Annotated in this window: 28 protein-coding genes; 21 read left to right on the top strand and 7 right to left on the bottom strand. The window is 65.0% G+C overall.

The window, feature by feature from the left end; translation table 11 throughout:
* Positions 1-19 precede the first annotated feature (19 nt).
* The 4 genes from ACP69Z_RS12375 to ACP69Z_RS12360 all read right to left on the bottom strand — a co-directional run bounded on the left by ACP69Z_RS12375 (position 20) and on the right by ACP69Z_RS12360 (position 1,497).
* On the bottom strand, positions 20-256 hold the full coding sequence (locus tag ACP69Z_RS12375) for a DUF2842 domain-containing protein (RefSeq protein WP_426267778.1): 237 nt from the start codon (positions 254-256) through the stop codon (positions 20-22).
* On the bottom strand, positions 253-843 hold the full coding sequence (locus ACP69Z_RS12370; protein ID WP_426267777.1) for a 5-formyltetrahydrofolate cyclo-ligase: 591 nt from the start codon (positions 841-843) through the stop codon (positions 253-255). Before ACP69Z_RS12370 ends, ACP69Z_RS12375 begins: the two co-directional genes overlap by 4 nt.
* Positions 844-996: 153 nt before the next feature.
* Positions 997-1,320, bottom strand: a complete 324-nt coding sequence (locus ACP69Z_RS12365; protein ID WP_426267776.1) for a cell division protein ZapA — start codon at positions 1,318-1,320, stop codon at positions 997-999.
* Between the two features lie 3 nt (positions 1,321-1,323).
* Positions 1,324-1,497, bottom strand: a complete 174-nt coding sequence (locus tag ACP69Z_RS12360) for a hypothetical protein (RefSeq protein WP_426267775.1) — start codon at positions 1,495-1,497, stop codon at positions 1,324-1,326.
* Between the two features lie 135 nt (positions 1,498-1,632).
* Here ACP69Z_RS12360 and tkt point away from each other — a divergent pair, with 135 nt between their 5' ends.
* From tkt to ACP69Z_RS12340, 4 genes are all read left to right on the top strand, one after another.
* Positions 1,633-3,675, top strand: a complete 2,043-nt coding sequence (tkt, locus tag ACP69Z_RS12355; RefSeq protein WP_426268104.1) for a transketolase — start codon at positions 1,633-1,635, stop codon at positions 3,673-3,675.
* Between the two features lie 101 nt (positions 3,676-3,776).
* A complete protein-coding gene (gene gap / locus ACP69Z_RS12350; protein ID WP_426267774.1) occupies positions 3,777-4,784 on the top strand; it encodes a type I glyceraldehyde-3-phosphate dehydrogenase in 1,008 nt (335 codons plus the stop codon).
* A 44-nt stretch (positions 4,785-4,828) separates the two neighbouring features.
* Positions 4,829-6,040, top strand: a complete 1,212-nt coding sequence (locus ACP69Z_RS12345; protein WP_426267773.1) for a phosphoglycerate kinase — start codon at positions 4,829-4,831, stop codon at positions 6,038-6,040.
* A gap of 3 nt (positions 6,041-6,043) precedes the next feature.
* Positions 6,044-6,931, top strand: a complete 888-nt coding sequence (locus tag ACP69Z_RS12340; protein ID WP_426267772.1) for a fructose bisphosphate aldolase — start codon at positions 6,044-6,046, stop codon at positions 6,929-6,931.
* Positions 6,932-6,937: 6 nt separating this feature from the next.
* Here ACP69Z_RS12340 and ACP69Z_RS12335 read toward each other — a convergent pair whose 3' ends face one another.
* Complete coding sequence (locus ACP69Z_RS12335) at positions 6,938-8,002, bottom strand: winged helix-turn-helix domain-containing protein (protein ID WP_426267771.1); 1,065 nt, start codon at positions 8,000-8,002, stop codon at positions 6,938-6,940.
* Positions 8,003-8,098: 96 nt separating this feature from the next.
* Here ACP69Z_RS12335 and ACP69Z_RS12330 point away from each other — a divergent pair, with 96 nt between their 5' ends.
* Both ACP69Z_RS12330 and thiE read left to right on the top strand, forming a co-directional pair.
* Complete coding sequence (locus ACP69Z_RS12330) at positions 8,099-8,629, top strand: hypothetical protein (RefSeq protein WP_426267770.1); 531 nt, start codon at positions 8,099-8,101, stop codon at positions 8,627-8,629.
* A 9-nt stretch (positions 8,630-8,638) separates the two neighbouring features.
* Entirely contained in the window at positions 8,639-9,322 is a 684-nt protein-coding gene (gene thiE, locus ACP69Z_RS12325; RefSeq protein WP_426267769.1) for a thiamine phosphate synthase, read from the top strand.
* Here thiE and ACP69Z_RS12320 read toward each other — a convergent pair.
* A complete protein-coding gene (locus tag ACP69Z_RS12320; RefSeq protein ID WP_426267768.1) occupies positions 9,309-9,965 on the bottom strand; it encodes an HAD family hydrolase in 657 nt (218 codons plus the stop codon). The genes thiE and ACP69Z_RS12320 overlap by 14 nt on opposite strands.
* A gap of 110 nt (positions 9,966-10,075) precedes the next feature.
* Here ACP69Z_RS12320 and ACP69Z_RS12315 point away from each other — a divergent pair, with 110 nt between their 5' ends.
* The 4 genes from ACP69Z_RS12315 to ACP69Z_RS12300 all read left to right on the top strand — a co-directional run bounded on the left by ACP69Z_RS12315 (position 10,076) and on the right by ACP69Z_RS12300 (position 13,358).
* Positions 10,076-11,206 carry a L,D-transpeptidase family protein gene (locus ACP69Z_RS12315; protein ID WP_426267767.1) on the top strand — a complete coding sequence of 377 codons (1,131 nt, stop codon included), beginning with the start codon at positions 10,076-10,078 and terminating at the stop codon, positions 11,204-11,206.
* 12 nt (positions 11,207-11,218) lie between these two features.
* Positions 11,219-11,884 (top strand): M23 family metallopeptidase, encoded by a 666-nt coding sequence (locus ACP69Z_RS12310; RefSeq protein ID WP_426267766.1) that lies wholly within the window; start codon positions 11,219-11,221, stop codon positions 11,882-11,884.
* Positions 11,885-11,954: 70 nt separating this feature from the next.
* Positions 11,955-12,518, top strand: a complete 564-nt coding sequence (gene efp, locus ACP69Z_RS12305; RefSeq protein WP_168070227.1) for an elongation factor P — start codon at positions 11,955-11,957, stop codon at positions 12,516-12,518.
* Between the two features lie 24 nt (positions 12,519-12,542).
* A complete protein-coding gene (locus tag ACP69Z_RS12300; protein ID WP_426267765.1) occupies positions 12,543-13,358 on the top strand; it encodes an inositol monophosphatase family protein in 816 nt (271 codons plus the stop codon).
* A 4-nt stretch (positions 13,359-13,362) separates the two neighbouring features.
* On the opposite strand, the gene ACP69Z_RS12295 is transcribed toward ACP69Z_RS12300, so the two are convergent.
* Entirely contained in the window at positions 13,363-13,881 is a 519-nt protein-coding gene (locus ACP69Z_RS12295; RefSeq protein ID WP_426267764.1) for a YbjN domain-containing protein, read from the bottom strand.
* 328 nt (positions 13,882-14,209) lie between these two features.
* Here ACP69Z_RS12295 and ndhC point away from each other — a divergent pair, with 328 nt between their 5' ends.
* The 11 genes from ndhC (at position 14,210) to nuoI (ending at position 23,200) form a co-directional block, all read left to right on the top strand.
* Positions 14,210-14,587, top strand: coding sequence for an NADH-quinone oxidoreductase subunit A (gene ndhC / locus ACP69Z_RS12290; protein WP_426267763.1), 378 nt, complete (start codon positions 14,210-14,212; stop codon positions 14,585-14,587).
* A 98-nt stretch (positions 14,588-14,685) separates the two neighbouring features.
* Positions 14,686-15,159: a NuoB/complex I 20 kDa subunit family protein gene (locus ACP69Z_RS12285; protein WP_168071064.1), complete on the top strand. Its 474-nt coding sequence runs from the start codon at positions 14,686-14,688 to the stop codon at positions 15,157-15,159.
* Positions 15,156-16,046 carry an NADH-quinone oxidoreductase subunit C gene (locus ACP69Z_RS12280; protein ID WP_426267762.1) on the top strand — a complete coding sequence of 297 codons (891 nt, stop codon included), beginning with the start codon at positions 15,156-15,158 and terminating at the stop codon, positions 16,044-16,046. Before ACP69Z_RS12285 ends, ACP69Z_RS12280 begins: the two co-directional genes overlap by 4 nt.
* Positions 16,046-17,326, top strand: coding sequence for an NADH-quinone oxidoreductase subunit D (locus ACP69Z_RS12275; RefSeq protein WP_426267761.1), 1,281 nt, complete (start codon positions 16,046-16,048; stop codon positions 17,324-17,326). Before ACP69Z_RS12280 ends, ACP69Z_RS12275 begins: the two co-directional genes overlap by 1 nt.
* Positions 17,323-17,496, top strand: coding sequence for a hypothetical protein (locus ACP69Z_RS12270; RefSeq protein WP_426267760.1), 174 nt, complete (start codon positions 17,323-17,325; stop codon positions 17,494-17,496). Before ACP69Z_RS12275 ends, ACP69Z_RS12270 begins: the two co-directional genes overlap by 4 nt.
* On the top strand, positions 17,489-18,175 hold the full coding sequence (locus ACP69Z_RS12265) for a complex I 24 kDa subunit family protein (protein ID WP_426267759.1): 687 nt from the start codon (positions 17,489-17,491) through the stop codon (positions 18,173-18,175). Before ACP69Z_RS12270 ends, ACP69Z_RS12265 begins: the two co-directional genes overlap by 8 nt.
* Complete coding sequence (locus tag ACP69Z_RS12260; RefSeq protein WP_426267758.1) at positions 18,176-18,319, top strand: hypothetical protein; 144 nt, start codon at positions 18,176-18,178, stop codon at positions 18,317-18,319.
* A gap of 1 nt (position 18,320) precedes the next feature.
* Positions 18,321-19,631, top strand: a complete 1,311-nt coding sequence (nuoF, locus tag ACP69Z_RS12255) for an NADH-quinone oxidoreductase subunit NuoF (RefSeq protein ID WP_426267757.1) — start codon at positions 18,321-18,323, stop codon at positions 19,629-19,631.
* Positions 19,631-21,643: an NADH-quinone oxidoreductase subunit NuoG gene (nuoG, locus tag ACP69Z_RS12250; protein ID WP_426267756.1), complete on the top strand. Its 2,013-nt coding sequence runs from the start codon at positions 19,631-19,633 to the stop codon at positions 21,641-21,643. Before nuoF ends, nuoG begins: the two co-directional genes overlap by 1 nt.
* Positions 21,640-22,710, top strand: a complete 1,071-nt coding sequence (gene nuoH / locus ACP69Z_RS12245) for an NADH-quinone oxidoreductase subunit NuoH (RefSeq protein ID WP_426267755.1) — start codon at positions 21,640-21,642, stop codon at positions 22,708-22,710. Before nuoG ends, nuoH begins: the two co-directional genes overlap by 4 nt.
* Before the next feature lie 4 nt (positions 22,711-22,714).
* The gene (nuoI, locus tag ACP69Z_RS12240) at positions 22,715-23,200 is read left to right on the top strand and encodes an NADH-quinone oxidoreductase subunit NuoI (protein ID WP_426267754.1); all 486 of its coding nucleotides are present in this window, start codon (positions 22,715-22,717) and stop codon (positions 23,198-23,200) included.

The following is a 23,200-nucleotide window of genomic DNA, read 5'->3' as shown; positions in this document are numbered from 1 at the left end:
GCTAAGTCAGCCCGAAATTTCAAGGTTGGGGCGGGTCTGCCCGCCAGCGTCCGGTCTCGCTCCAGCGCAGGATCGGGCGCAGGGGCAGGATCCAGATGATGCCGGCCACCATATAGAAAACGAACTGAACCAGCGCTGGCCAGGAGGTGACGATGTCCGACACCGAGGCGATCAGGACCGCCCAGACGATGATGATGCCGATGATCATGAACGCCCCGGCGGCGGGCCGCGGACGGGGTTCTTCTTCGTGGTTCACGTGCGTGCAAACTCCATGAGTCCGGCGGGGGAAGCGAAGGCGTCCAAGCGCTGATCCCATGGATCGGCCGGAATGGCGACCTCCAGCAGTTGAAAGTCCCAGCCGATCCCGATCAGCCGTGCCGTTTCCCGCAATCCTTCCAGCGCGCGGTCGTAATGGCCCTGACCCATGCCGATGCGGTTGCCTTCGCGATCACAACCGACCAGCGGAATGAGGACAAGGTCCGGCTGCAGCGGCGGTGCCGACAAGGGCGGCTGGAGCAACCCCCAAGGCCCGGCCTCGCTTGCCTCGCCAGCGCGGAACGTCATGCGCGAATCGCGCGCCGCAAACGCGGGAAGGGCAGTCGCCTTACCCATCGCCTCAGCCTCGGCGAGCGTGGCGAGCGGGCTGATCTCGTCCTTCATCGGCTGATAAGCGGCAATGACTTTTGCCCCGAACAGCAACGGCTGAAGCGCCGCGGCGAGGTCGGATTCCAGCGCCTTGCGCGTGTCCGGGGCGAGGCTTGCCGCATAATCCCGCCGCCGGGCGCGTAGCTCGGCGCGCAGCGCGGCCTTGTCGGCTAAAGGAGAGGGTGACGGGACCACCATGAGGTCGATGCCTTGTAATCCTCTGACGCCTGTAACGTCAGGTGGGGACCATATGTGCCGGGCCAGGGCCCAGCCAGGGACAGCCCCCATGGATCGGGAATAGCCTCAGGGATTTCATGAGGCGCGTGCCAGGCAGTACCCGTCCACTCCTATCTAGGCGCTTGCGACCTCTTTCTCAAGCTTCGCGGCAAGAAGCTCGAGCCGTTCGGCCAAGGCGTCGACCCGGCGCACTACCTGGGGGTCGGGCGGCATGGAGGGCGGCGGCGAGACCACCCCGCGCTTCTCGATCAGCTGGTCGGCCAGCAGAAGCGAGGCAAACAGCAGGGTGCGTCCTTCCGACAGCGCGCCCAGCCCGGCCAGCGCTTCGCGGCCCTTGGCGTCGACCATCTCGGCAGCGTGGCGAAGATTCTGCTCCTCGCCGTCGCGGCAAGCGACCTTGTACTGGCGCCCGGCTATCTCGATCGCGATCTCGGCCATGCCTTACGCCTCCACCTTGCCGATGATCTGGTCGAGTTCGGCGATCGCTGCCCGAACTTTCTGACGCAGCCGCTCTTCGCCCTCGCCGCGCTTTCCGACCTGCTCCGCGACGCGCTCGATCCGGGCAAGCGCCCGCTCGGCGCGCGTCAATGCCGCTTCCAATGCTTCCTGTGTCATGGGCCTGACCTATGCCTCCCGATGCCCCCTGCCAAGCGGCGTGGAGGTTGACGCTCAACGGCTCACCGCCCAAAGGGGCCGCACTACCGGCGCGGCCGACTCCGGTGCGGCGCCGTCATGAAAAGCGGAGTCATGATGCAGCCGACCCAGCGCCGTCTCGCCAATGCCATCCGGGCACTGGCCATGGACGCGGTCGAGGCCGCGAACAGCGGTCATCCGGGCATGCCGATGGGGATGGCAGATGCCGCCACCGCCCTTTTCACCAAGGTGATGAAGTACGATCCGGCTGATCCCAAGTGGCCCGACCGCGACCGCTTCGTACTGTCGGCCGGCCACGGCTCGATGCTGATCTACGCGCTTCTGCACCTGACCGGCTACGAGCGGCCGACGCTCGACGACATCAAGAACTTCCGACAGCTCCACAGCCCGTGCGCCGGGCACCCCGAAAACTTCGAGCTTGCCGGTGTCGAGACGACCACCGGCCCGCTTGGCCAGGGCCTCGCTACCGCGGTCGGCATGGCGATCGCCGAACGGCATCTGAATGCCCTTTATGGCGACGATCTGGTCGATCACCACACCTATGTCATCGCCGGCGACGGCTGCCTGATGGAAGGCATCAACCACGAGGCGGTGGGTCTTGCCGGGCACCTCAAGCTCGGGCGGCTGATCGTGCTGTGGGATGACAACAAGATCACTATCGACGGCTCGACCGAGCTCAGCCGCTCGGAAGACGTCATGGCCCGCCATGCGGCGAGCGGCTGGCACACGATCGAGTGCGACGGCCTCGACGCCGGCAAGGTAGCGCAGGCGCTGGAGAAGGCCAAGGCCGACCTCCGGCCCAGCCTCATCCGCTGCAAGACCATCATCGGCTATGGCGCGCCTAACAAGCAGGGCACGTCGGCGACGCACGGCGCGGCGTTGGGCAAGGATGAGGTCGAAGCCGCGCGCAAGGGTCTCGGGCTCGATCCCCAGGAATTCACCATTCCCGCCGACGTGCGCGAGGCTTGGCTCAAGGCTGGAAGCCGCGGCGCCGCCGAGCGCGAAGCATGGGAGCAGCGCCTTGCCGCCAGCGACAAGGCCGACGACTTCCGCCGCCGCATGGCCGGTGACCCCGACGAGCGCTGGCTCCAGCCTTATGTCCAGGCCCTGATCGAAAACCCGCCCACAGTCGCGACCCGCAAGGCAAGCGAAATGGCGCTGGAGGTCATCAACGTCGCGGTGCCCGCCACCATCGGCGGGTCGGCCGACCTCACCGGCTCAAACAACACCAAGACCAAGACCACCGGCCCGCTCACCGCAGAGGATTATTCCGGCCGCTACGTTTATTACGGCATCCGCGAGTTCGGCATGGCCGCGGCGATGAACGGCATGGCGCTGCACGGCGGCGTCATTCCCTACGGCGGCACCTTCCTCGTCTTTTCCGATTATTGCCGCGCCGCGATGCGCCTTTCCGCGCTGCAGAACGCTCGGGTCGTTTACGTGATGACCCACGATTCGATCGGGCTCGGCGAGGATGGGCCGACCCACCAGCCGGTGGAGCATATCCAGAGCTTGCGGCTGATCCCCAATCTCGAGGTCTGGCGCCCGGCCGATGCGGTGGAGACGGCCGAAGCCTGGGCCGATGCGCTCAAGCAGGACGGTCCCTCGGTGCTCTGCCTGTCGCGCCAGAACCTGCGTCCGGTGAGGACCGCGGCTGCAAACGAGAACCTGTCCGCTCGCGGCGGCTATATCGTTCGCGATCACGCCGCGCCGAAGGTCATTCTGATCGCCACCGGCTCGGAAGTCGAACTGGCGCTGGACGTCGCCGACAAGCTGGAGGGGGAGGATGTCGCCGTCCGCGTCGTCAGCCTGCCCAACTGGCGCCGCTTCGAAGCGCAGGACGAGATTTATCGCGAGCAGGTGCTGCCAAGCGCCGCGCCGGAGCAGATCCTGCGCGTCTCGATAGAAGCCGGCACCACCTTCGGCTGGGAGCGGCTGACGATGGTGCAGGGCCTGCGCTTCGGGCTCGACGGTTTCGGCGCCAGCGCGCCGGCCAGGGACCTCTACGAACACTTCGGCCTCACGGCCGACAAGATCGCGCCCAAGATCCTCGCCCGCCTGCACGAGCTTGGTGGCGCGACGCGATCAGCTTCGTCCGACACTGGCACACTCGCGGAAGCCGAAGCGCATCCGAGTTGATCGACCCGCTTTTCTCGGCCTTAGCAGGCCGGGACTGATAGCTTGAAGATTTGATCCGGGCCGACCTTTGCTCCGCCCGCCGTATTTGGGAGAACAGACGCATGACCAAAGTCGCCATCAACGGGTTCGGGCGCATCGGCCGCCTTGTTGCGCGGGCCATCCTGGAACGTCCGGATTGCGGACTGGAACTGGTCGCGATCAACGATCTCGCTGACGCGAAGGCCAATGCCTGGTTGTTCAGCCGCGACAGCGTGCATGGCAAGTTCCCGGGTGAAGTGACCGCCGAGGGCGATGCGATCATCGTCAACGGCAAGCGCATCGCGGTCACCGCCGAGCGTGACCCGGCGAACCTGCCGCACGCCCAGCATGGCGTCGAGATCGCGCTGGAATGCACCGGTTTCTTCACCGACAAGGCGGGCGGCGAAAAGCATCTCGCGGCGGGCGCCAAGCGCGTGCTCATCTCGGCCCCGGCGAAGGGCGCTGACCTGACGGTCGTCTACGGCGTCAACCACGACAAACTGACCGACGAACACAAGATCGTCTCCAACGCCAGCTGCACCACCAACTGCCTGGCCCCGATCGCCAAGGTGCTGAACGACGCGATCGGCATCGAACGCGGGCTGATGACCACCATCCACGCTTACACCAACGACCAGAAGATTCTCGACCAGATCCACACCGACATGCGCCGCGCGCGCGCCGCGGGCATGAGCATGATCCCGACCACCACCGGCGCTGCCCGGGCGGTCGGCGAAGTGCTTCCGGAATTGAAGGGCAAGCTCGACGGCTCGGCCGTGCGCGTGCCGACGCCGAACGTGTCGATGGTCGACCTCACCTTCACCCCCAAGCGCGACACCAGTCTCGATGAGGTCAATGGCGTGCTCAAGGCCGCATCGGAAAGCGGTCCGCTGAAGGGCATTCTGGACTACACGACCGATCCCCTGGTCTCGATCGACCTCAATCATTCGCCGGCGAGCTCGACCGTCGACAGCCTCGAGACGGCCGTGCTCGAGGGCAAGCTGGTCCGCGTGGTCAGCTGGTACGACAACGAATGGGGCTTCTCGAACCGCATGGTTGATACGGCCGGCGCGATGGCCAAGCTCGGCTGAACTCTTTTCCCCTGTCGCGCGCGGCAGGGGAAGAAGGATTGAGAATGCCCGATTTCCGTACCCTCGACGACCTGCCGAACGACCTTGCGGGCAAGCGCGTGCTGGTCCGCGTCGATCTCAACGTGCCGATGCAGGATGGCGCCGTGTCCGATGCGACGCGGCTCCAGGCGGCGCTGCCGACGGTGCTCGAATTGTCGGACCGCGGCGCGATCGTGCTGCTGCTCAGCCACTTCGGCCGGCCAAAGGGGCAGGTTCGCCCCGACATGTCGACCGCGCTGCTGGTGAAGCCGCTGACCGACCTCACCGGCCGTTCGGTCCGTTTCGTCGAGGATTGCCAGGGCGAGCATGCGACGCGGGCGATCTCGACCATGACCCCGGGCGCAATCGCGGTGCTGGAAAACACCCGTTTTCACGCGGGCGAAGAGAAGAACGACCCGGCGCTGAGTCAAGGCATCGCGGCGCTCGGCGACTATTATGTCAACGACGCTTTCTCTGCCGCGCACCGTGCGCACAGTTCGACCGAAGGTGTCGCGCACCTGCTGCCGAGCTTCGCCGGGCGGGCGATGGAAGCCGAACTGAAAGCACTTCAGGCGGCGCTAGGCTCACCCGAGCGGCCGGTCGCGGCGGTGGTCGGCGGAGCCAAGGTCTCGACCAAGCTGGCGGTGCTCCTCCACCTCGTCGGGAAGGTCGATCACCTGATCATCGGCGGGGGCATGGCCAATACCTTTCTCGCCGCACGCGGCGTGAATGTCGGCAAGTCGCTGTGCGAGCACGAGCTGACCGGCCAGGCCGACGCCATCCTCGATGCCGCGGACAAGGCGAATTGCACCGTCCATCTTCCCTACGACGTGGTGGTCGCCAAGGAATTCGCCGTCAATCCGCCGTCCCTTCGCACCGTCAACGTCCACGAAGTCGCCGAAGACGAGATGATCCTCGATGTCGGCCCGTCGGCGGTCGAGGCGCTCGGCGACGCGCTCAAGACCTGCCGGACCCTGGTGTGGAACGGCCCGCTTGGCGCGTTCGAAACGCCGCCTTTCGACACGGCTACCGTCGCCCTGGCGCGGATCGCGGCAGCATTGACCACCGACGGCAGCCTGGTCTCGGTCGCCGGCGGCGGCGACACGGTTGCCGCGCTCAACCATGCCGGCGTGGCGGGCGACTTCACCTTTGTTTCAACCGCCGGGGGGGCATTTCTGGAGTGGATGGAAGGACGCGACCTACCGGGCGTCTCCGCACTCTTGCAGCAAAAGGGATAATCGATGCAGTTCAACGACATGCGTGACAAGATTGCCGCCGGCCAGGGCTTCATCGCCGCGCTCGACCAATCGGGCGGCTCCACGCCCAAGGCGCTCAAGGGCTATGGCGTCGAGGAAGACGCTTACTCGAACGATGAGGAGATGTTCGGCCTCATCCACCAGATGCGCAGCCGCATCATCACCTCGCCCTGCTTTTCGGGTGAAAAGGTGATCGGCGCGATCCTGTTCGAAAAGACCATGGACGGTGAGGTCGAGGGCAAGCCGACCCCCGCCGCACTGATCGAGCGCGGGATCGTTCCTTTCATCAAGATCGACAAGGGCCTCGAAGACGAGCGCGACGGCGTCCAGCTGATGAAGCCGGTTCCTGGCCTCGACGAGCTGCTGACCCGCGCCAAGAGCCTCGGCGTGTTCGGGACCAAGGAGCGATCGGTCGTCAATCAGGCCAACGAGGCGGGAATTGCCGCCGTCGTGGCCCAGCAGTTCGAGATGGCCTTCCAGGTACTCCGCCACGGCCTCGTGCCGATCATCGAGCCGGAAGTGAACATCAAGAGCGCCGATCGCGCCGCGTCCGACGCCATCCTGCGGGACGAGATCCTCCGCCACCTCGACCGCCTGCCCGAAGGCGAGCAGGTTATGCTGAAGCTGTCGATCCCGGCCGAAGCCGGCCTGTTCGAGCCGCTGACCAAGCATCCGCGCGTGCTTCGCGTCGTGGCGCTGTCGGGCGGGTTCAGCCGTTCGGAAGCGTGCGAGCAGTTGGCCAAGAACCCTGGCATGATCGCAAGCTTCAGCCGCGCGCTGCTGAGCGACCTGCGCCATGGGCAGTCGGACGAGGAATTCGACAAGACGCTCGGCACTGCGATCGACGAGATCCACGCCGCTTCGGTGGCCTGAGATCAGTCAGTCGGCGCTGCGGTTCCGCAGCGTCAGGGCAAACGCAAGGGCGAGGGCGGCGATGAAGATCGCTCCCTCCACCGCGCCGGCCAACAACAACAAGGTCGGCGTGAGCGAGGCCAGCAAGGGGCCGAGCGGCGCCTCCGGGTGTGCGGCGGCGAGGCCGGCAAGGCTCCCCGCCATCATCTTGCCGCCGCCAAGCGTCACCAGCAGCCCGGCCAGTGCGCCCAGAAACGCGCCTCTGCCCGTAATGCCGACGAGGGTCGGCCGGCCACGCTCAGCCAGCCACAAGGCCGCGCCGGCCATGGCACCGACGAGCAGCCCTTCGCTGCCGCCGGTGATTGCCAGTGGACGGCTTCCGATCAGCAGCGAAAAGGCGTCGAGACCGATCAGTCGTCCTAGCGCGCCCACCACCATGCCGCCAAGCGCCCCGCCCAGCATCAGCGGCAACAGGCGTCCGCGCGCCACCATCCGCCCCAGCGCGCTTCCACCCGCGACGCCAAGCCCGCCGATCATGCCGACGAGGAGGCAGAGGCAGGTCATCACCAGGAGGATCGACACCGCTCCAGTGCCGGGCGGCGGCTCGGTGGCGGCAAGCAGGCCGTAGCCGATCCCGCCGAGCAGGCCGGCCGCCGCACCGCCGGCAAGGCCCCCACCGGCGAGAAGAAGAACGTCGAACCCCGGGACCCAGCGTGGCGCGGTTCTCGGCTCTCCGGCCGCAATCGAGGCCCGCTCCGTCGAAGCTGTCTGATTGCCGACCCGGACGTCGGCGAGGAAGCGATAGCCATGCCGCGGCACCGTTTCGATGAAGCGCGGACGTCCCGCTTGATCGCCAAGCGCCTTGCGAAGGCTTCGGATGCACTGGGTCAGCGCTTCGTCTGTGACCGGAACCCCGCGCCAGACCTCGGTCATGAAGCGGTCCTTGGTGATGAGTTCGCCAGGCTGGCGCGCGAGAAGCAGGAGGGCATCAAGGTACCGGCCGCTGACCTCCACCACCGCGCCGTTGCGGCTCAGCCGCCGCTCGGTCGGCTCCAACCTGAAGCCGCCAAACTCCAGCACCTCATTGCTCACGCCGCTCAGCAAACCCTCACCCCTTCCTCATGCCTTTGAGCAGAAGGGGGTGGCAGGAGACAAGCATCGCAAGCAATCTCTTGAGGAGTAAAGGCCATGAACAATCCCGACCGAAAGCGCCCCGCCTTGTGGCGCCTTGCCATGTGGGGGGTGCTGGCAACGCTGCTGTCGTTGCCAGCCATCTTTCGCTTTCCATGGACCGCCTCCGACTTTGTCATCATGGGAATCATGCTCGGCAGCGTCGGCCTTGGTATCGAATTCCTTGTGCGGCGATCGGGCAGCTATGCCTTTCGGCTTGGCGCCGTAGCGGCGGTGCTGACTTCCTTCATGACCGTGTGGGCCAATCTCGCGGTTGGGATGATCGGGTCGGAAGACAATCCCTACAACCTGTACTTCATGGCAATCCCGGTGGTGGTGTTCGTCACCGCCGCCCTGGTGCGTTTCGAGGCTCGCCGGACGGCTTGGATCATGGCGGGGGCGGCAGCCGTGCAACTCGCACTGGCGCTCGGCGGCATGGACGTCGATCTGCGCGGTGCGCGGTTCAGCTCCTTCTTCGCGTTCCTGTGGCTGGTCGCGGCGACCCTGTTCTGGAGCGCAGCCGTTGGAGAGCGCCGCAGGGTCCGCTAGGGCGAGCGGATGATCGACCAAGACAATGATTTGACCGTAGAAGGTTTCGCCGACCGTTTCGAGCCGCAGGGGAGGGGCGATGCGTCGCTCTACCTCATCAGCCCGCAAGAGGTCGGCGGCGACTTCCCCGATCGCCTGCAAGCGGCACTGGGCGGCGGAGAGGTGGCCGCATTTCAGCTCAGGGTAAAGGGGGTCGACCAGCACAGTCTTGCGCGCCTGGCCGAGCCGCTGCAGCGGATCTGCGCCGACGCCGGCACCGCCTTCATCGTCAATGACGACATGAGCCTTGCTAAACGGATCGGCGCAGACGGTGTCCACCTCGGCCAGAAGGACGGCGAACCGCGAGAGGCGCGGGCGCTGCTCGGGCCCGGCGCTCAGATCGGCGTCACCTGTCACGACAGCCGCCACCTGGCGATGGAAGCGGGTGAGGCCGGGGCCGACTATGTTGCGTTCGGCGCCTTCTTCCCGACCGCGACCAAAGAGGTCAGCCATGTGCCCGAGCTTGGTATCCTTGGCTGGTGGGCGACCTTGTTCGAATTGCCCTGCGTTGCCATTGGCGGGATCACGCCAGAGAACGGCGGGCAACTGGTCGAAGCTGGCGCCGACTTCCTCGCGGTGTGCGGATCGGTGTGGAACGCGCCCGATCCGGCCAAGGCGGTCGAGGCCTACCAACCGCTTCTCAAGCGCGGCTGAGCGGGCTCTCCTCAAAGCGCTCGAGCAGCTCCGCGACATTGTCGTAGAGGGCGATGGCGCCTTCCAGCCTGTTGTCCGGGAACAAGCCTGAGCGGACTGCGACGATCCTGATCCCGGCCGAGGTCGCCGCTTCGACGTCGTAAGGCGAGTCGCCGACCGCCAAGGCGTCTTCCGGCGCCACGCCTGCCTTTCGCGCCGCCGCTTCGTAGATGTCGGGACAGGGCTTGGAACAATCGACATCGTCGGCACTGGTCCAGCCATCGACGATCGCGCGCGCGTCGAGCACATCGAGGTGCCGTTCCAACTCCCTCTTGTTGGCCGACGAGGCCAGCATGACCGTCAGCCCCTCATTATGGCAGCGCTCCAGCAGCTCGCGCGCGTCGGGAAAGGGCTTCAGCCTGTGCATGTAGTCGCGGGCGAACACCTTGCCATGTGCTTTGCCGAGCGCCTCGGCTTCGTCCGCGGTCGCGTCTGGCAGGAGCGCGCGCACGAAATTGTCCGCGCCCTTCCCGATCTGCGCATGGATGGTGGCGAGCCGAAATTCGTGGCCGGCGGCGCGGAGCACCTCCGCCCAGGCGAGAACGTGGAAGTTGTTGCTGTCGACGAGCGTGCCGTCGATGTCGAACAGGATGGCCTTGGGCATGGCAGCCTCAACGAGGCACCGGTTCGACCGTTTCCTTGCGCGGACGGGAAAGAAGCCGCGCGTCGGTCGTTTCGGGTCACAACCGACAATGTTCTTGAGGTGCCCAAACGATGCGTAACGTCGTTCTCCTTCTTGCCGCGAGCGCGGGGCTAGCGGTCGCCGGCCATGCGCTGGCGCAGCAGCCGGCAACCAACCAGGCAAGCACCGCGCAGCAGCCTGCCGGCGTGCAGGCCTGGGTGCCGCCGGGCACGCCCGGCTCGCCGATCGACGGCACGGTCTTCCACGCGCAGGTGCTGCTCGACGCCGCTGGTTTTCCGAGCGGGGTGATCGACGGCAAGAAAGGCATGGTGTTTGAACAAGCGGTGCGTGGTTTCCAGCAGAGCCGCAATCTTCCGATCACGGGCGAGCTCGACGGGGCTACTCGCCAGGCGCTGCTGCAGCTCAACCGCCCGTCGACCCGCATGCTGCGACTGGGCGACAACGACCTCAAGGGGCCATTCGTGTTCCCGTTCCCCAAGGATGCGGCGGACCAGGCCAAACTCGACGGGCTGCACTACCGCAACTCGCTTGAGCAGCTCTCCGAGCGCTTCCACACCACGCCGCAGACGATCGTTGCGCTGAACGGCCCGGACAAGCCGATCGGACCGGGCGCGGTGCTGCGGCTGCCGAACGTGCTGCCCGGCTCGCGCGATTATGCAGGTGCGGTGGATGACAAGCAGGCCCGCCTGCTCAACTTCTTCAATGTCGACGCCAACCAGCCGCGCGGCGACTTCATCGTGGTCGACAAGTCCGAAGGGGTGATGCGCGTCTACGAGGGCGGGGTGCCGAAGGGCGAGTTCAGCACCAACAGCAATCCCGGACCAGCACCGAAGCTGGACGACAATCCCGGCAAGCTGGTCGCCCAGTTCCCGGTGACCATGGGATCGGCGCAGTATCCGCTTCCGATCGGGCGCTGGAAGGTCACGACCTACGCCTTTGAACCGCCGTTCAAGTATCAGCCGCGTCTTCTCAAGGGCAAGGACCCGAACGAGCCCGAGCAGATGCTCCCGCCGGGACCGAACGGGCCGGTCGGAATCGCCTGGCTCGACCTTACCAAGGAGCATTACGGCATTCACGGCACCGATTCGCCCGAGACCATCGGTCGCGCCGAAAGCTCGGGCTGCATCCGCCTTGCGAACTGGGACGTGATCCGCCTTAGCCGGATCATGAAACCCGGCTTCACCGCCATCTTCCAGGCCTAAGGAGAAACCCGCTTGAGCAGCCGCGCTTTCTCCGTCTTCGGCAATGCGGTGGTGTTCGCCTTGCTGGCATTTGGGGCGTGGCTGTGGTGGCGCAACGTCACTCGCACCGCGGATCCGCCCCCGGGCGCAGTCGCCATCCTTGCCGAGACCGCCGAGAAGGTCGGGGTCAACAGCACGGGCGGTGCGCCGCGGCGTGAGGTTGGACCTGCCCGTCCGCTGATCGTCTCGCGCTCCGGACTGGCGATTCCGGTCGCAGGCATTCGTACCGAGCAGCTGACCGATACCTACACCGCCAGCCGCGGCGGCGGGAGCCGGGTTCATAATGCGATCGACATCATGGCGCCGCGCGGCACGCCCGTCGTCGCTGCCACCGAAGGCACGGTCGAGAAGTTGTTCTATTCGCACGGTGGCGGCGGGATCACGGTCTATGTCCGCTCGCCCGACGAGCAATGGCTGCATTATTACGCGCATCTCGATTCCTACGCGCCGGGCCTGCGCGAAGGACAGCGGTTGCGGCGCGGTGATCCGATCGGCACCGTCGGGATCACCGGCAATGCCAATCCGTCCGGCCCGCATCTTCACTACGCCATCTACCGGATGAGCCCGGGGGAGCGTTGGTGGCAGGGCACGCCGATCAATCCCTATCCGCAGCTTGCCGGACGAGGCGAACGCGGGTAGGGGCCTGCCCCTCGGCCGGGCTCGTTCCTGACCAAGCTCTTTCAACCTGTAGAAGCGGAACAGCGGATCCATGAAGATCAGCGGCGTCGAAATTCGTCCCGGCAACATCATCGAATATGAAGGTGGCATCTGGCGTGCGGTGAAAATCCAGCACACCCAGCCTGGCAAGGGCGGCGCCTACATGCAGGTCGAACTCAAGAACCTGCGCGATGGTCGCAAGAACAATGTCCGCTTCCGCTCGGCCGAAAGCGTCGAGCGCGTCCGCCTCGACACCAAGGATTTCCAGTTCCTGTTCGCCGAGGGTGATGGCCTCGTCTTCATGGACAAGGAAACCTACGACCAGACCACGCTTCCGCGTGACCTCCTGGGGGACGCCGCGGCGTTCCTGCAGGACGGCATGGATGTCGTCATGGAGCTGTACGACGAGGAAGCGATCAGCGTTCAGCTGCCCGACACTGTCGAGGCAACGATCGTCGAGGCCGACGCGGTGGTGAAGGGGCAGACCGCCTCGTCCAGCTACAAGCCCGCGGTGCTCGACAACGGCGTGCGCGTGATGGTGCCGCCGCACATCGGCGCGGGCACCAAGATCGTGGTCGATGTGTACGAGCAGACCTACGTCCGCCGCGCGGACTGATCGAACAAGAACCGAGGTAGTTCAGTGGTTTCCCATTCCGGCCTGATCGCCGTCATGCAAAAGGCCGCCCGCAAGGCGGCTCCCAAGCTTCGCCGCGATTTCGGCGAGGTCGGCGAGCTCCAGGTGTCCAAGAAGGGCCCGGGCGATTTCGTCACCATGGCCGATAAGCGCTCCGAAGAGACTATCGTCGGGGAGCTCAAGGCCGCTCGGCCGGACTGGGGCTTCCTGCTCGAGGAAGGCGGCACGATCGAGGGCAATCCTTCCAAGCCGCGCTTCATCATCGATCCGCTGGATGGGACCACCAACTTCCTCCACGGCATTCCCCACTTCGCGATCTCGATCGCGGTGGAGGAGAAAAAGCCCAACGGGCAGCCGGACATTACCCACGCGCTGGTCTACCAGCCGCTGACCGATGAAACCTTCTGGGCCGAGAAGGGGCGCGGCAGTTGGCTGCACGACCGCCGCCTCCGCGTATCGGCCCGCCGCTACCTCGACGAGGCGCTGATCGGGACCGGGATTCCCCACCTTGGCCGGTCCGACGTGGCGCAATGGAACCGCATCTACACCGCCATCGCACCCGAAGTTGCCGGCATCCGCCGCTTCGGTGCTGCCAGCCTCGACTTTGCCTGGGTTGCGGCGGGCCGGATGGACGGCTTTTGGGAAGATGACCTCGACACTTGGGACAGTGCCGCGGGGATGTTGCTGGTCAAGGAAGCCGGCGGCTTCGTCTCCGACTATCGCGGTCAGGACCGGATGCTGGAACGGCGCGAGTATATCGCCGCCAATGGCGACCTCCACAGCCGCTTGCACAAGTTAATCGGTAACGCGCTTCGAGCCTAGAGCGCTAGGTAGCAGAGCGCTGCGGCGAGGTTCCGGCTTTCTTCTCCTGGTTCAGCGACTGCTGAAATTCGCCAAGTGCATCGACGAAGATGTCGAAGTTCTCCCGCCAGCTCGCCTCGTCCAGCTTGCCGTTGGTAAACAGCACGTCCATCTCAAGCGTTGGGTCGCCGTCATTGTCGAGATACGCCTTGGTAAAGCGCTTTTGCGCATTCCACTGATTGATCAGCTGTGCGCTTGGCTGTTTCTCATCCCCATAGTTCCAGCCGACATAGAATTGAACATCCTCGCACTTCGTCTTGCGGGTGCAATTGTAGAAGAAGATATTGAAGCTCACCCCGCCTTCCGAGGATCTGATAATGGGGCCGACGGAGGGCTCCTTCTCCTCTTTGTTGGGATCGATAGCTGCTCGATACCCTTCTGCCTGGAGCCAGTTCGCGACAGTTTGCGGTTCATAAGAAGATAGCGGCGCCTTGGTTGCGGCCACGGGAGCCGCGAGAAGCAGAAAGGCGGACATAAGGATCATGGGTACGCTTCACTCCGTCAGGTACGTCACCCTAGCGCAGGAAGGGTTGCGCACAAGCCATCGTGAGTAGCTGATCATTTTGCCATAGCTCTTTGGTTCCGCAAGGCTGTGCGTTAGCCCAAGACCGGCTGGGTGGCTGACCTGCTAGCGTGATGAAAACAAACGGCTTGGACAGCCAGCGACCGTACTTTTCTGCCTTGTTCATTGTCGCCGCCCGTCCATCTCCCCGCAATAGGGGAACAAAGCGGGCTTTATAGGCCCTTCTGACAGTTGTTTCAGGCCTTGCGCTGCTTTAGAGCGCGGCCAACCTCACGTACCGGAGTCACTCGTGGCCGCAGTCGCCGCACAATATCTGCCGATCCTGTTGTTCCTGGGCGTAGCGCTGGGCCTCAGCCTGGTGTTCGTGATCGCGCCGATCATCGCGTCCAAGTTCACCGGCGCCGACAAGCCGTATGCCGAGAAGCTCACCGAATATGAGTGCGGCTTCCCGGCGTTCGAGGATTCGCGTTCGCAGTTCGATGTCCGCTTCTACCTGGTCGCGATCCTGTTCATCGTGTTCGACCTTGAAGCGGCGTTCCTGTTCCCGTGGGCGGTCACCCTCGATTCCACCGGCTGGCTCGGCTGGGGCGCGATGATGGTGTTCCTCGCCGAACTGGCGCTTGGCCTTGCCTATGCCTGGAAGAAGGGAGCGCTCGAATGGGAGTGATGCTCGATCCCGCGGCGAACCCTTACCCGACTGAGGAAGAGCTTGCCCGCGCCTATGGGTTGGTCCCCGGTTCGCCGGAACATGCCCGCCTGACCGAAATGGGCAAGGACCTCGATGAGAAGGGCTTTCTCGTCACGTCGGCCGAAGACCTGTTCACCTGGGCTCGCACGGGCTCGCTGTGGTGGATGACCTTCGGGCTCGCCTGCTGCGCGGTGGAGATGATCCACGTCAACATGCCGCGCTATGACCTGGAGCGGTTCGGCGTCGCCCCGCGCGCCTCTCCGCGCCAGTCGGACGTGATGATCGTCGCCGGCACCTTGTGCAACAAGATGGCCCCGGCGCTGCGCCGCGTCTACGACCAGATGGCCGAGCCGCGCTACGTCATCTCGATGGGCAGCTGCGCCAACGGTGGCGGCTACTACCATTACAGCTATTCGGTGGTGCGCGGTTGCGACCGCATCGTGCCGGTCGACATCTATGTCCCCGGCTGCCCGCCGACTGCCGAGGCGCTGCTGTACGGGATCATGCAGTTGCAGCGGAAGATCCGCCGCGAAGGGACGTTCGAACGGTGACCCATTCGGCTCCCAGAACCGCGTCCGACGAAGGCGTGATCGCCGCCGCTGAGGCTGCGCTTGGTTCGCTGATTCTCGAGACCAAGGATCAAGCGGACGAGATCACGCTGACCGTGCAGCGCGACGGACTGGCTGACGTCTGCCGCCTACTGCGCGACACGCCGGGCCTTGAGTACCAGCAGCTTATGGAGATTGCCGGGGTCGATTATCCCGACAATCCCGAGCGGTTCGAGGTCAATTACCACCTCCTCTCGCTAACCCGGAATCGCCGCATCCGCGTCAAGGTGCGGACTGACGAGACGACTCCGGTGCCGACCGTCACAACCTTGTGGCCGGTAGCCGGCTGGCTCGAGCGCGAGGTTTTTGACCTCTATGGCGTGACGTTCGCCGGCAATGCGGACCTTCGTCGGATCCTAACCGATTACGGGTTCGAAGGGCATCCGCTGCGCAAGGATTTCCCGCTCACCGGCTATACCGAGATGCGTTATTCGGAAGCCGAGAAGCGGGTGGTCTACGAGCCGGTCAGCCTGGCGCAGGACTTCCGTGCGTTCGACTTCCTGACGCCGTGGAACGGGCCGGAATACCGCCTGCCGGGCGACGAGAAGGCGGAGCCGCAGGCTGCTGGCGCGCCGTCGCCCGCGCCTGCTTCGGTCAAGGCCGAGGAGCCCAAGATGGCGCCAGCCAGCGGTGCTGGTCATCGGGGCGGCGAGAAGCCCTACAACACCGACAATGAGGATCGCGGAACGGCCGGCAAGGCGGAAGCGTCCGCCGAAGCACGCAAGTCCAACACGGACAAGTCGGCGCAGCTTGGCGGCAAGGCTACCGACACCGACGAGCCGGTACCAGACAGCCCCAATGTGACCCGCGACAGCGGGGAGGCGCAATAATGGCGATTGACCAGGATATTCTGCCGACGTCGGAGCATCCGGCGACGGCGAGCGAGGTGCAGAAGCAGACCCGCACAGTCGAGCTCGGCGTGCAGTCTGAGCCTGGCGACCAGGCGATCAACAACTACACCATCAACTTCGGCCCGCAGCATCCGGCTGCGCACGGCGTTCTGCGCCTGATCCTTGAGCTCGACGGCGAGATCGTAGAGCGGGTCGATCCGCACGTCGGCCTGCTCCACCGCGGCACCGAAAAGCTGATCGAATACAAGACCTACGCGCAGGCGATCCCCTATTTCGATCGCCTCGATTACTGCTCTCCGATGTGCATGGAGCATAGCTTCGTGCTCGCGGCCGAGAAGCTGATGGGTCTCGAGATCCCGCTGCGTGCCCAATACATCCGGGTGATGATGGCGGAACTGACCCGCATCAAGAACCACATGCTGAACCTCGGCTCCCACGTCATGGACGTGGGTGCGATGACGCCCAACCTGTGGTTGTTCGAGCTGCGCGAAGATCTGATGCAGATCTACGAAAGCGTGTCGGGCGCGCGGATGCACGCCAACTATTTCCGCGTCGGCGGCGTCCACCAGGACATCGCGCCCAAAACGCTGGACGAGATCGGCACATTCCTCGACAAGCGCTTGCAGCTGTTCGAAGACGCGATCAGCCTGGTCGCCGACAACCGGATCTTCAAGCAGCGCAACGTCGATATCGCGATCGTTTCCAAGGAAGATGCGATCGCGTGGGGCTTTTCCGGCCCGATGATCCGCGGCTCGGGCATTCCGTGGGATATCCGCAAGTCGCAGCCTTACGAAGTCTACGACCGGATGGACTTCGACGTGCCGGTCGGCACGCGCGGCGATTGCTACGATCGCTTCATGGTCCGCGTGGAAGAGGTGCGGCAGAGCTGGCGGATCGTCCGCCAGTGCCTGAACGAGATGCCGGCGGGTCCGATTGGCTCCGACGATCGCAAGGTGTTTCCGCCCAAGCGCGCCGAAATGAAGACCTCGATGGAAGCGCTGATCCATCACTTCAAGCTCTACACCGAAGGCTATCACGTGCCGGCGGGCGAAGTGTATGTCGCGACCGAAAGCCCCAAGGGCGAGTTTGGCGTCTATCTGGTCGCCGACGGCACCAACAAGCCCTACCGCTGCAAGATCCGGCCGACCGCGTTCAGCCACCTGCAGGCAATGGACTTCATGATGAAGGGTCACATGCTGGCCGATACGACCGCCGTGCTCGGCGCGATGGACATCGTGTTCGGGGAGTGTGACCGGTGACCCGCGAGCAACTCGGCACCCTTAATCTGGTCTTTGCCTTGATCATCCTTGCGGCTGCGCTCGGCCTGCTTGCGTTTGGCAGCAACAAGACGGTGGGCATTGCCTTGCTCCCCGTCGCCTTTGCCAATCTGACGATCGGCCTCGTCAACCGGAAGAAGAGCAATGGCTGAGCGTCATTTCGCCCCCGACGTTCCCGAGCTGCGCGAGCGGTGGGGCAGCTTCACCTGGGACAAGGCGCATGCGCCCGAGGCCGCGCGTGCGCTCGCCAAATATCCGGAAGGCCGCAAGGCGTCAGCCGTGATCCCGTTGCTCGACCTCGCTCAGCGGCAGGTCGGCGCGGAGACCGGCACGCAGGGCTGGCTGCCTGTTCCCGTGATCGAATTCGTCGCGGCGGAATGCGGGTTGCCGCCGATCCGCGCGATGGAGGTCGCCAGCTTCTACACCATGTTCAATCTGGTGCCCGTCGGTAAGTATCACGTGCAGGTGTGCGGCACGACGCCGTGCATGCTGCGCGGCTCCGACGACGTGCTCAAGGCCTGCTACGCCAAGGGCATGAAGAAGGGCGGAACAACGGCCGATGGCCTGTTCACCCTCACCGAGGTTGAGTGCCTAGGCGCCTGCGCCAACGCGCCGATGGTTCAGATCAACGACGACAACTTCGAGGATCTGACCGAGGCCAGCATGACCAAGGTGCTGGATGCACTGGCGTCCGGCGCGCCGGTCAAGGCGGGCTCGCAGATCGGCCGGCAGACGAGCTGCCCCGAGGGCGGTCCAACCAGCCTCAAGAAGATGACCGAGCGCAACTACGACTATCGCCCGATGTGGTCGGAAGCCGGGGAGGGCGCCTGAGTGGACGGCTCCGTCATCCTTGTCATCGTCGGCGTGATCGCCGCCTTTCTCGCGCTCAAGTTCATCAAGGGCGTGGTCAAGCTTGCCGTCCTCGCGGCGATCGTGATCGCAGTCATCTACTTCCTCAGCCAGGGCTCGCTTTAAGATGGGCTACACGGGACCGCTGTCCGACAAGGACCGCATCTTCACCAACGTCTACGGCTTCCAGTCGCCCGATCTGAAGGCGGCGCAGGCGCGCGGCGACTGGGATAATACCAAGGCGCTGATGGCCGTCGGCCAGGACGCCATCATCGACGCGGTCAAGGCCTCGGGCCTGCGCGGACGCGGCGGGGCGGGCTTCCCGACCGGCATGAAGTGGAGCTTCATGCCCAAGGAGCCCAAGCCCGGCAAACCCAACTTCCTGGTCATCAACGCCGACGAATCCGAGCCGGGGTCCTGCAAGGACCGCGAGATCATCCGCCACGATCCGCACAAGCTGATCGAAGGCGCGTTGATCGCCAGCTTCGCGATGCGCGCGCGGGCCTGCTACATCTACATCCGCGGCGAATATATCCGCGAAGCACAGGCGCTCGAAAAGGCCATCGCCGAGGCCTATGCCGCCGGCCTGGTCGGCAAGAATGCGGCGGGGTCGGGCTACGACTTCGACATCTTCTGCCACCGCGGCGCGGGCGCCTACATCTGCGGCGAAGAGACCGCGATGCTCGAGAGCCTCGAAGGCAAGCAGGGCCGTCCGCGCCTCAAGCCGCCGTTCCCGGCGGGTGCGGGCCTCTACGGCTGCCCGACCACCGTCAACAACGTCGAATCGATCGCCGTGGTCCCGACCATCCTGCGCCGCGGCGCCAGCTGGTTCGCCGGCTTCGGACGCGAGAAGAACGAGGGCACCAAGCTCTTCCAGATCAGCGGGCATGTGAACAAGCCGGCGGTGGTCGAGGAGAGCATGAGCATCTCCTTCCGCGAACTGATCGACCGCCACTGCGGCGGCATCCGCGGCGGGTGGGACAATCTCCTCGCGGTGATCCCGGGCGGAAGCTCGGTCCCGCTGGTTCCGGCGGCCGAGATCATGGACGCGCCGATGGACTTCGATGGCCTGAAGGCTGTCGGTTCGGGCCTTGGCACCGCGGCCGTGATCGTCATGGACAAGTCGACCGACATCGTCCGCGCGATCAGCCGCATCAGCTATTTCTACAAGCATGAAAGCTGCGGCCAGTGCACCCCGTGCCGCGAAGGCACCGGCTGGATGTGGCGGATCATGGAGCGGCTTCGCGAAGGCGACGGCACGCCGGACCTCATCGACAAGCTGCACGACGTCACCAAGCAGGTCGAAGGCCACACCATCTGCGCGCTGGGCGACGCGGCGGCCTGGCCGATCCAGGGCCTGATCAAACATTTCCGCCCCGAGCTCGAACGCCGCATGGCGGAGCGCAACGGCGGGGCGATGCTCGAGGCTGCCGAATAATGCCCAAGGTCACTGTCGACGGCGAAGAGATCGAGGTCCCCGCAGGGGCGACCGTGCTGCAGGCGTGCGAGCTTGCCGGAAAGGAGATTCCGCGCTTCTGCTACCACGAGCGGCTGAGCATCGCCGGCAATTGCCGCATGTGCCTGGTCGAAGTCGCGCCCGGGCCGCCCAAGCCGCAAGCGAGCTGCGCGCTTCCGGCGGCCGACAATCAGGTGATCCGTACCGACACGCCGATGGTCAAGAAGGCACGCGAAGGGGTGATGGAGTTCCTGCTCATCAACCACCCTCTCGATTGCCCGATCTGCGACCAGGGCGGCGAATGCGACTTGCAGGACCAGGCGATGGCCTATGGCCGTTCGTCGAGCCGCTTCACCGAGAACAAGCGCTCGGTCGATGACAAATATATGGGTCCGGTCATCAAGACCTCGATGACCCGCTGTATCCAGTGCACCCGCTGCGTGCGCTTTGCCGAGGAAGTGGCGGGAACACCCGAACTCGGCATGCTGTATCGCGGTGAGGATGCGCAGATCACCGCGTATCTTGAGCGCGCACTGACCAGCGAGATGAGCGGCAACCTCGCCGATCTCTGCCCGGTGGGCGCGCTGCTGCAGGCGCCGCAGAATTTCGAATATCGCCCGTGGGAGCTGCGCAAGATCCCGTCGATCGACGTCATGGATGCGGTCGGCAGCAACATCCGCCTCGACGTGCGCGGGCCGCAGGTGATGCGCATCCTGCCGCGCATCAACGAGGACGTGAACGAGGAGTGGATCAGCGACAAGACACGGCATCATGCCGACGCTTTGGTCCGCAACCGCCTCGATCGTCCGTGGGTCCGCGAAGGCGGTAAGCTGCGTGCGGCGAGCTGGGCCGAGGCGCTTGAGGTGTTTGCCGCCAAGCTCAAGAGCGCTGGCAGCAAGGTGGCGGCAATTGCCGGCGACCTGCTTGACGCCGAGACGATGTTTGCCGCGAAGAAGCTGCTCGAAGGGCAGGGTTCTACCCTACTTGAAGGGCGCCAAACCGGCCTCGATTATGATGTGACCTCGCTGTCGGCAGTGGCGTTCAACTCGACACTTGCGGGCATCGAAACCGCGGATGCCATCCTGCTGATCGGCACCAACCCGCGCTGGGAAGCCCCGCTGGTCAACACCCGCCTGCGCAAGGCCGTGCGCCGCGCGGGCGCGGCGGTGTTCAGCATCGGGCCTTCGGTGGACCTCACCTATCCGGTCACCGACATTGGCGATGATCTCTCGATCCTCGGCAAGCTGCCCAAGGCGGTCACGGACGCCTTCGCCAAGGCGGAGCGTCCAGCGGTCATCGTCGGTCCGGGCGCGCTGGGTGCGGGAGCACTCGGCGCCGCGCTGGCGCTGGTCGGGCCGCTCGGCCTGGTCAAGGACGGCTGGAACGGCTTCAACGTCATCCACACCGCCGCCAGCCGAATGGCCTCGCTGATGCTGGGCTTCGGCCAGAAGGGTGGCATCGCCGATCTGGAGGCTGCGTCGCCCGAACTTGTCCTACTGCTCGGTGCCGACGAAATTGCGCCGGAGCGCTTCGCCAGTGCCTTCAAGGTCTATATCGGCCATCACGGCGACAAGGGGGCCCGCCAAGCCGACCTCGTCCTGCCGGGTGCCGCCTACAGCGAGAAGCATGGCACCTTCGTCAATCTCGAAGGCCGCGTGCAGCGCGCCGAAAAGGCAAGCTTCGCTCCGGGCGAGGCGCGCGAGGACTGGACCATCCTGCGCGCCGTGTCTGATCTCATCGGCAAGCCGCTGCCATTCGACCGCTTCGACCAGCTGCGCGCGGCGATGGTTGCCGAAGTCCCGGTGCTGGGCGAACTTGGCCTCATCGACCTGCCGTGGTCGCCGCCGGTGCTCGCCGCCGATGCCAGCGGCCCGGTCGGCCTGCCGGTCAAGGACTTCTACCTCACCAATGCCATCAGCCGCGCCAGCCCTGTGATGCAGCGCTGCTCCGCCGAGCTGATCCATGGCCAGACCTTCGCCGAGGCCGCTGAATGACCGCTACGTTCCAGGGCTGGGGCATGACCTATGAATGGTCGTGGTTCCTGGCGACCATCGCCGGCATCCTGCTGATCGCGCTTCCGCTCATGCTAGCGGTGGCGATGATCATCTATGCCGAGCGCAAGATCTGGGCTGCCATGGCGCTGCGGCGCGGGCCAAACGTGGTCGGCCCGTTCGGCCTGCTGCAAAGCTTTGCCGACGGCCTCAAGGTCTTCCTCAAGGAAACCATCGTCCCGACCAGCGCCAACAAGGGTCTGTTCCTGCTGGCGCCGATCATCAGCTTCACCGTCGCGCTGATCGTCTGGGCGGTGGTGCCGTTCGATGTCGGCGTGGTGCTCAGCGACATCAACGTCGGCCTGCTCTACATTCTCGCGGCGTCGAGCCTTGGCGTCTACGGCGTGATCATCGCCGGCTGGGCGTCCAACTCGAAATATCCCTTCTTCTCGGCGCTCCGCGCGGCGGCGCAGATGGTCAGCTACGAAGTGTCGATCGGCTTCGTCCTGATCTGCGTCGTGCTTTACGCCGGCACCTTCAACATGACCGGCATCGTCATGGCGCAGCAGGGGCATATCTTCGGGCTGCTCAACGGCTTCGGGTTCAATCCCCTGCTGTTCCCGATGGCGGTGGTGTTCCTCATCTCGTCCATGGCCGAGACCTTCCGCACGCCGTTCGACCTGACCGAAGCGGAGAGCGAACTCGTCGCCGGCTTCCAGACCGAATATAGCTCGATGAGCTTCGCGCTCTTCTGGCTCGGCGAATATGGCAACGTCATCCTGATGTGCGCGCTCAACGCCATCCTGTTCTGGGGCGGTTTCCTGCCGCCGCTCAACATCGACCTCATTCCGTGGTTCGATATTCCGGGCATCATCTGGCTGTTCGTCAAGATGCTGTTCTTCTTCTTCGTCTTCGGCTGGGTCCGCGCGACCGTGCCGCGGTACCGTTATGACCAGCTGATGCGGCTGGGCTGGAAGATCTTCCTGCCGCTGAGCCTGTTCTTCGTGTTCCTGATAAGTTTCTGGGTGATGGCAACGCGCTATTCGCCGATCCTACTTGGCTGGTGGTAAACCGATGAATGCCGCGCAGATCTTGAAGTCGTTCACCTTGTGGGAGCTGGTGAAGGGTCACGCCCTGACCCTGAAGTATTTCTTCAAGCCCAAGGCGACGATCAACTATCCCTACGAAAAGACGCCGCAGAGCCCACGCTTCCGCGGTGAGCATGCGCTGCGCCGTTATCCGAACGGCGAAGAACGCTGCATCGCGTGCAAGCTGTGCGAAGCGGTATGCCCGGCGCTGGCGATCACCATCGAGGCCGAACCGCGCGAGGACGGCAGCCGCCGCACCACCCGCTACGACATCGACATGGTGAAGTGCATCTATTGCGGCCTGTGCGCCGAAGCCTGCCCGGTCGACGCCATCGTCGAGGGGCCGAACCTCGAATTCTCCACCGAAACGCGGGAAGAGCTGTTGTACGACAAGTCCAAGCTACTCGCGAACGGTGACCGTTGGGAAGCGGCAATCGCGGCGAACCTTGCCGCCGATGCGCCCTACCGTTAA

It is taken from the genome of Sphingomonas sp. LHG3443-2 (assembly GCF_049896405.1).
Classification (GTDB): domain Bacteria; phylum Pseudomonadota; class Alphaproteobacteria; order Sphingomonadales; family Sphingomonadaceae; genus Sphingomicrobium.
Note: the sequence above shows the minus strand (reverse complement) of the source record. Positions and strands in the feature narration are given on the sequence as shown.

Coding starts and splice junctions, on each gene's coding strand:
- ACP69Z_RS12370 (WP_426267777.1), bottom strand. CDS start 843: ATGGTGGTCCCGTCACCCTCTCCTTTAGCCGACAAGGCCGCGCTGCGC.
- ACP69Z_RS12365 (WP_426267776.1), bottom strand. CDS start 1,320: ATGGCCGAGATCGCGATCGAGATAGCCGGGCGCCAGTACAAGGTCGCT.
- ACP69Z_RS12360 (WP_426267775.1), bottom strand. CDS start 1,497: ATGACACAGGAAGCATTGGAAGCGGCATTGACGCGCGCCGAGCGGGCG.
- tkt (WP_426268104.1), top strand. CDS start 1,633: ATGCAGCCGACCCAGCGCCGTCTCGCCAATGCCATCCGGGCACTGGCC.
- gap (WP_426267774.1), top strand. CDS start 3,777: ATGACCAAAGTCGCCATCAACGGGTTCGGGCGCATCGGCCGCCTTGTT.
- ACP69Z_RS12345 (WP_426267773.1), top strand. CDS start 4,829: ATGCCCGATTTCCGTACCCTCGACGACCTGCCGAACGACCTTGCGGGC.
- ACP69Z_RS12340 (WP_426267772.1), top strand. CDS start 6,044: ATGCAGTTCAACGACATGCGTGACAAGATTGCCGCCGGCCAGGGCTTC.
- ACP69Z_RS12330 (WP_426267770.1), top strand. CDS start 8,099: ATGAACAATCCCGACCGAAAGCGCCCCGCCTTGTGGCGCCTTGCCATG.
- thiE (WP_426267769.1), top strand. CDS start 8,639: ATGATCGACCAAGACAATGATTTGACCGTAGAAGGTTTCGCCGACCGT.
- ACP69Z_RS12320 (WP_426267768.1), bottom strand. CDS start 9,965: ATGCCCAAGGCCATCCTGTTCGACATCGACGGCACGCTCGTCGACAGC.
- ACP69Z_RS12315 (WP_426267767.1), top strand. CDS start 10,076: ATGCGTAACGTCGTTCTCCTTCTTGCCGCGAGCGCGGGGCTAGCGGTC.
- efp (WP_168070227.1), top strand. CDS start 11,955: ATGAAGATCAGCGGCGTCGAAATTCGTCCCGGCAACATCATCGAATAT.
- ACP69Z_RS12295 (WP_426267764.1), bottom strand. CDS start 13,881: ATGATCCTTATGTCCGCCTTTCTGCTTCTCGCGGCTCCCGTGGCCGCA.
- ACP69Z_RS12285 (WP_168071064.1), top strand. CDS start 14,686: ATGGGCAAGGACCTCGATGAGAAGGGCTTTCTCGTCACGTCGGCCGAA.
- ACP69Z_RS12275 (WP_426267761.1), top strand. CDS start 16,046: ATGGCGATTGACCAGGATATTCTGCCGACGTCGGAGCATCCGGCGACG.
- ACP69Z_RS12265 (WP_426267759.1), top strand. CDS start 17,489: ATGGCTGAGCGTCATTTCGCCCCCGACGTTCCCGAGCTGCGCGAGCGG.
- nuoF (WP_426267757.1), top strand. CDS start 18,321: ATGGGCTACACGGGACCGCTGTCCGACAAGGACCGCATCTTCACCAAC.
- nuoG (WP_426267756.1), top strand. CDS start 19,631: ATGCCCAAGGTCACTGTCGACGGCGAAGAGATCGAGGTCCCCGCAGGG.
- nuoH (WP_426267755.1), top strand. CDS start 21,640: ATGACCGCTACGTTCCAGGGCTGGGGCATGACCTATGAATGGTCGTGG.
- nuoI (WP_426267754.1), top strand. CDS start 22,715: ATGAATGCCGCGCAGATCTTGAAGTCGTTCACCTTGTGGGAGCTGGTG.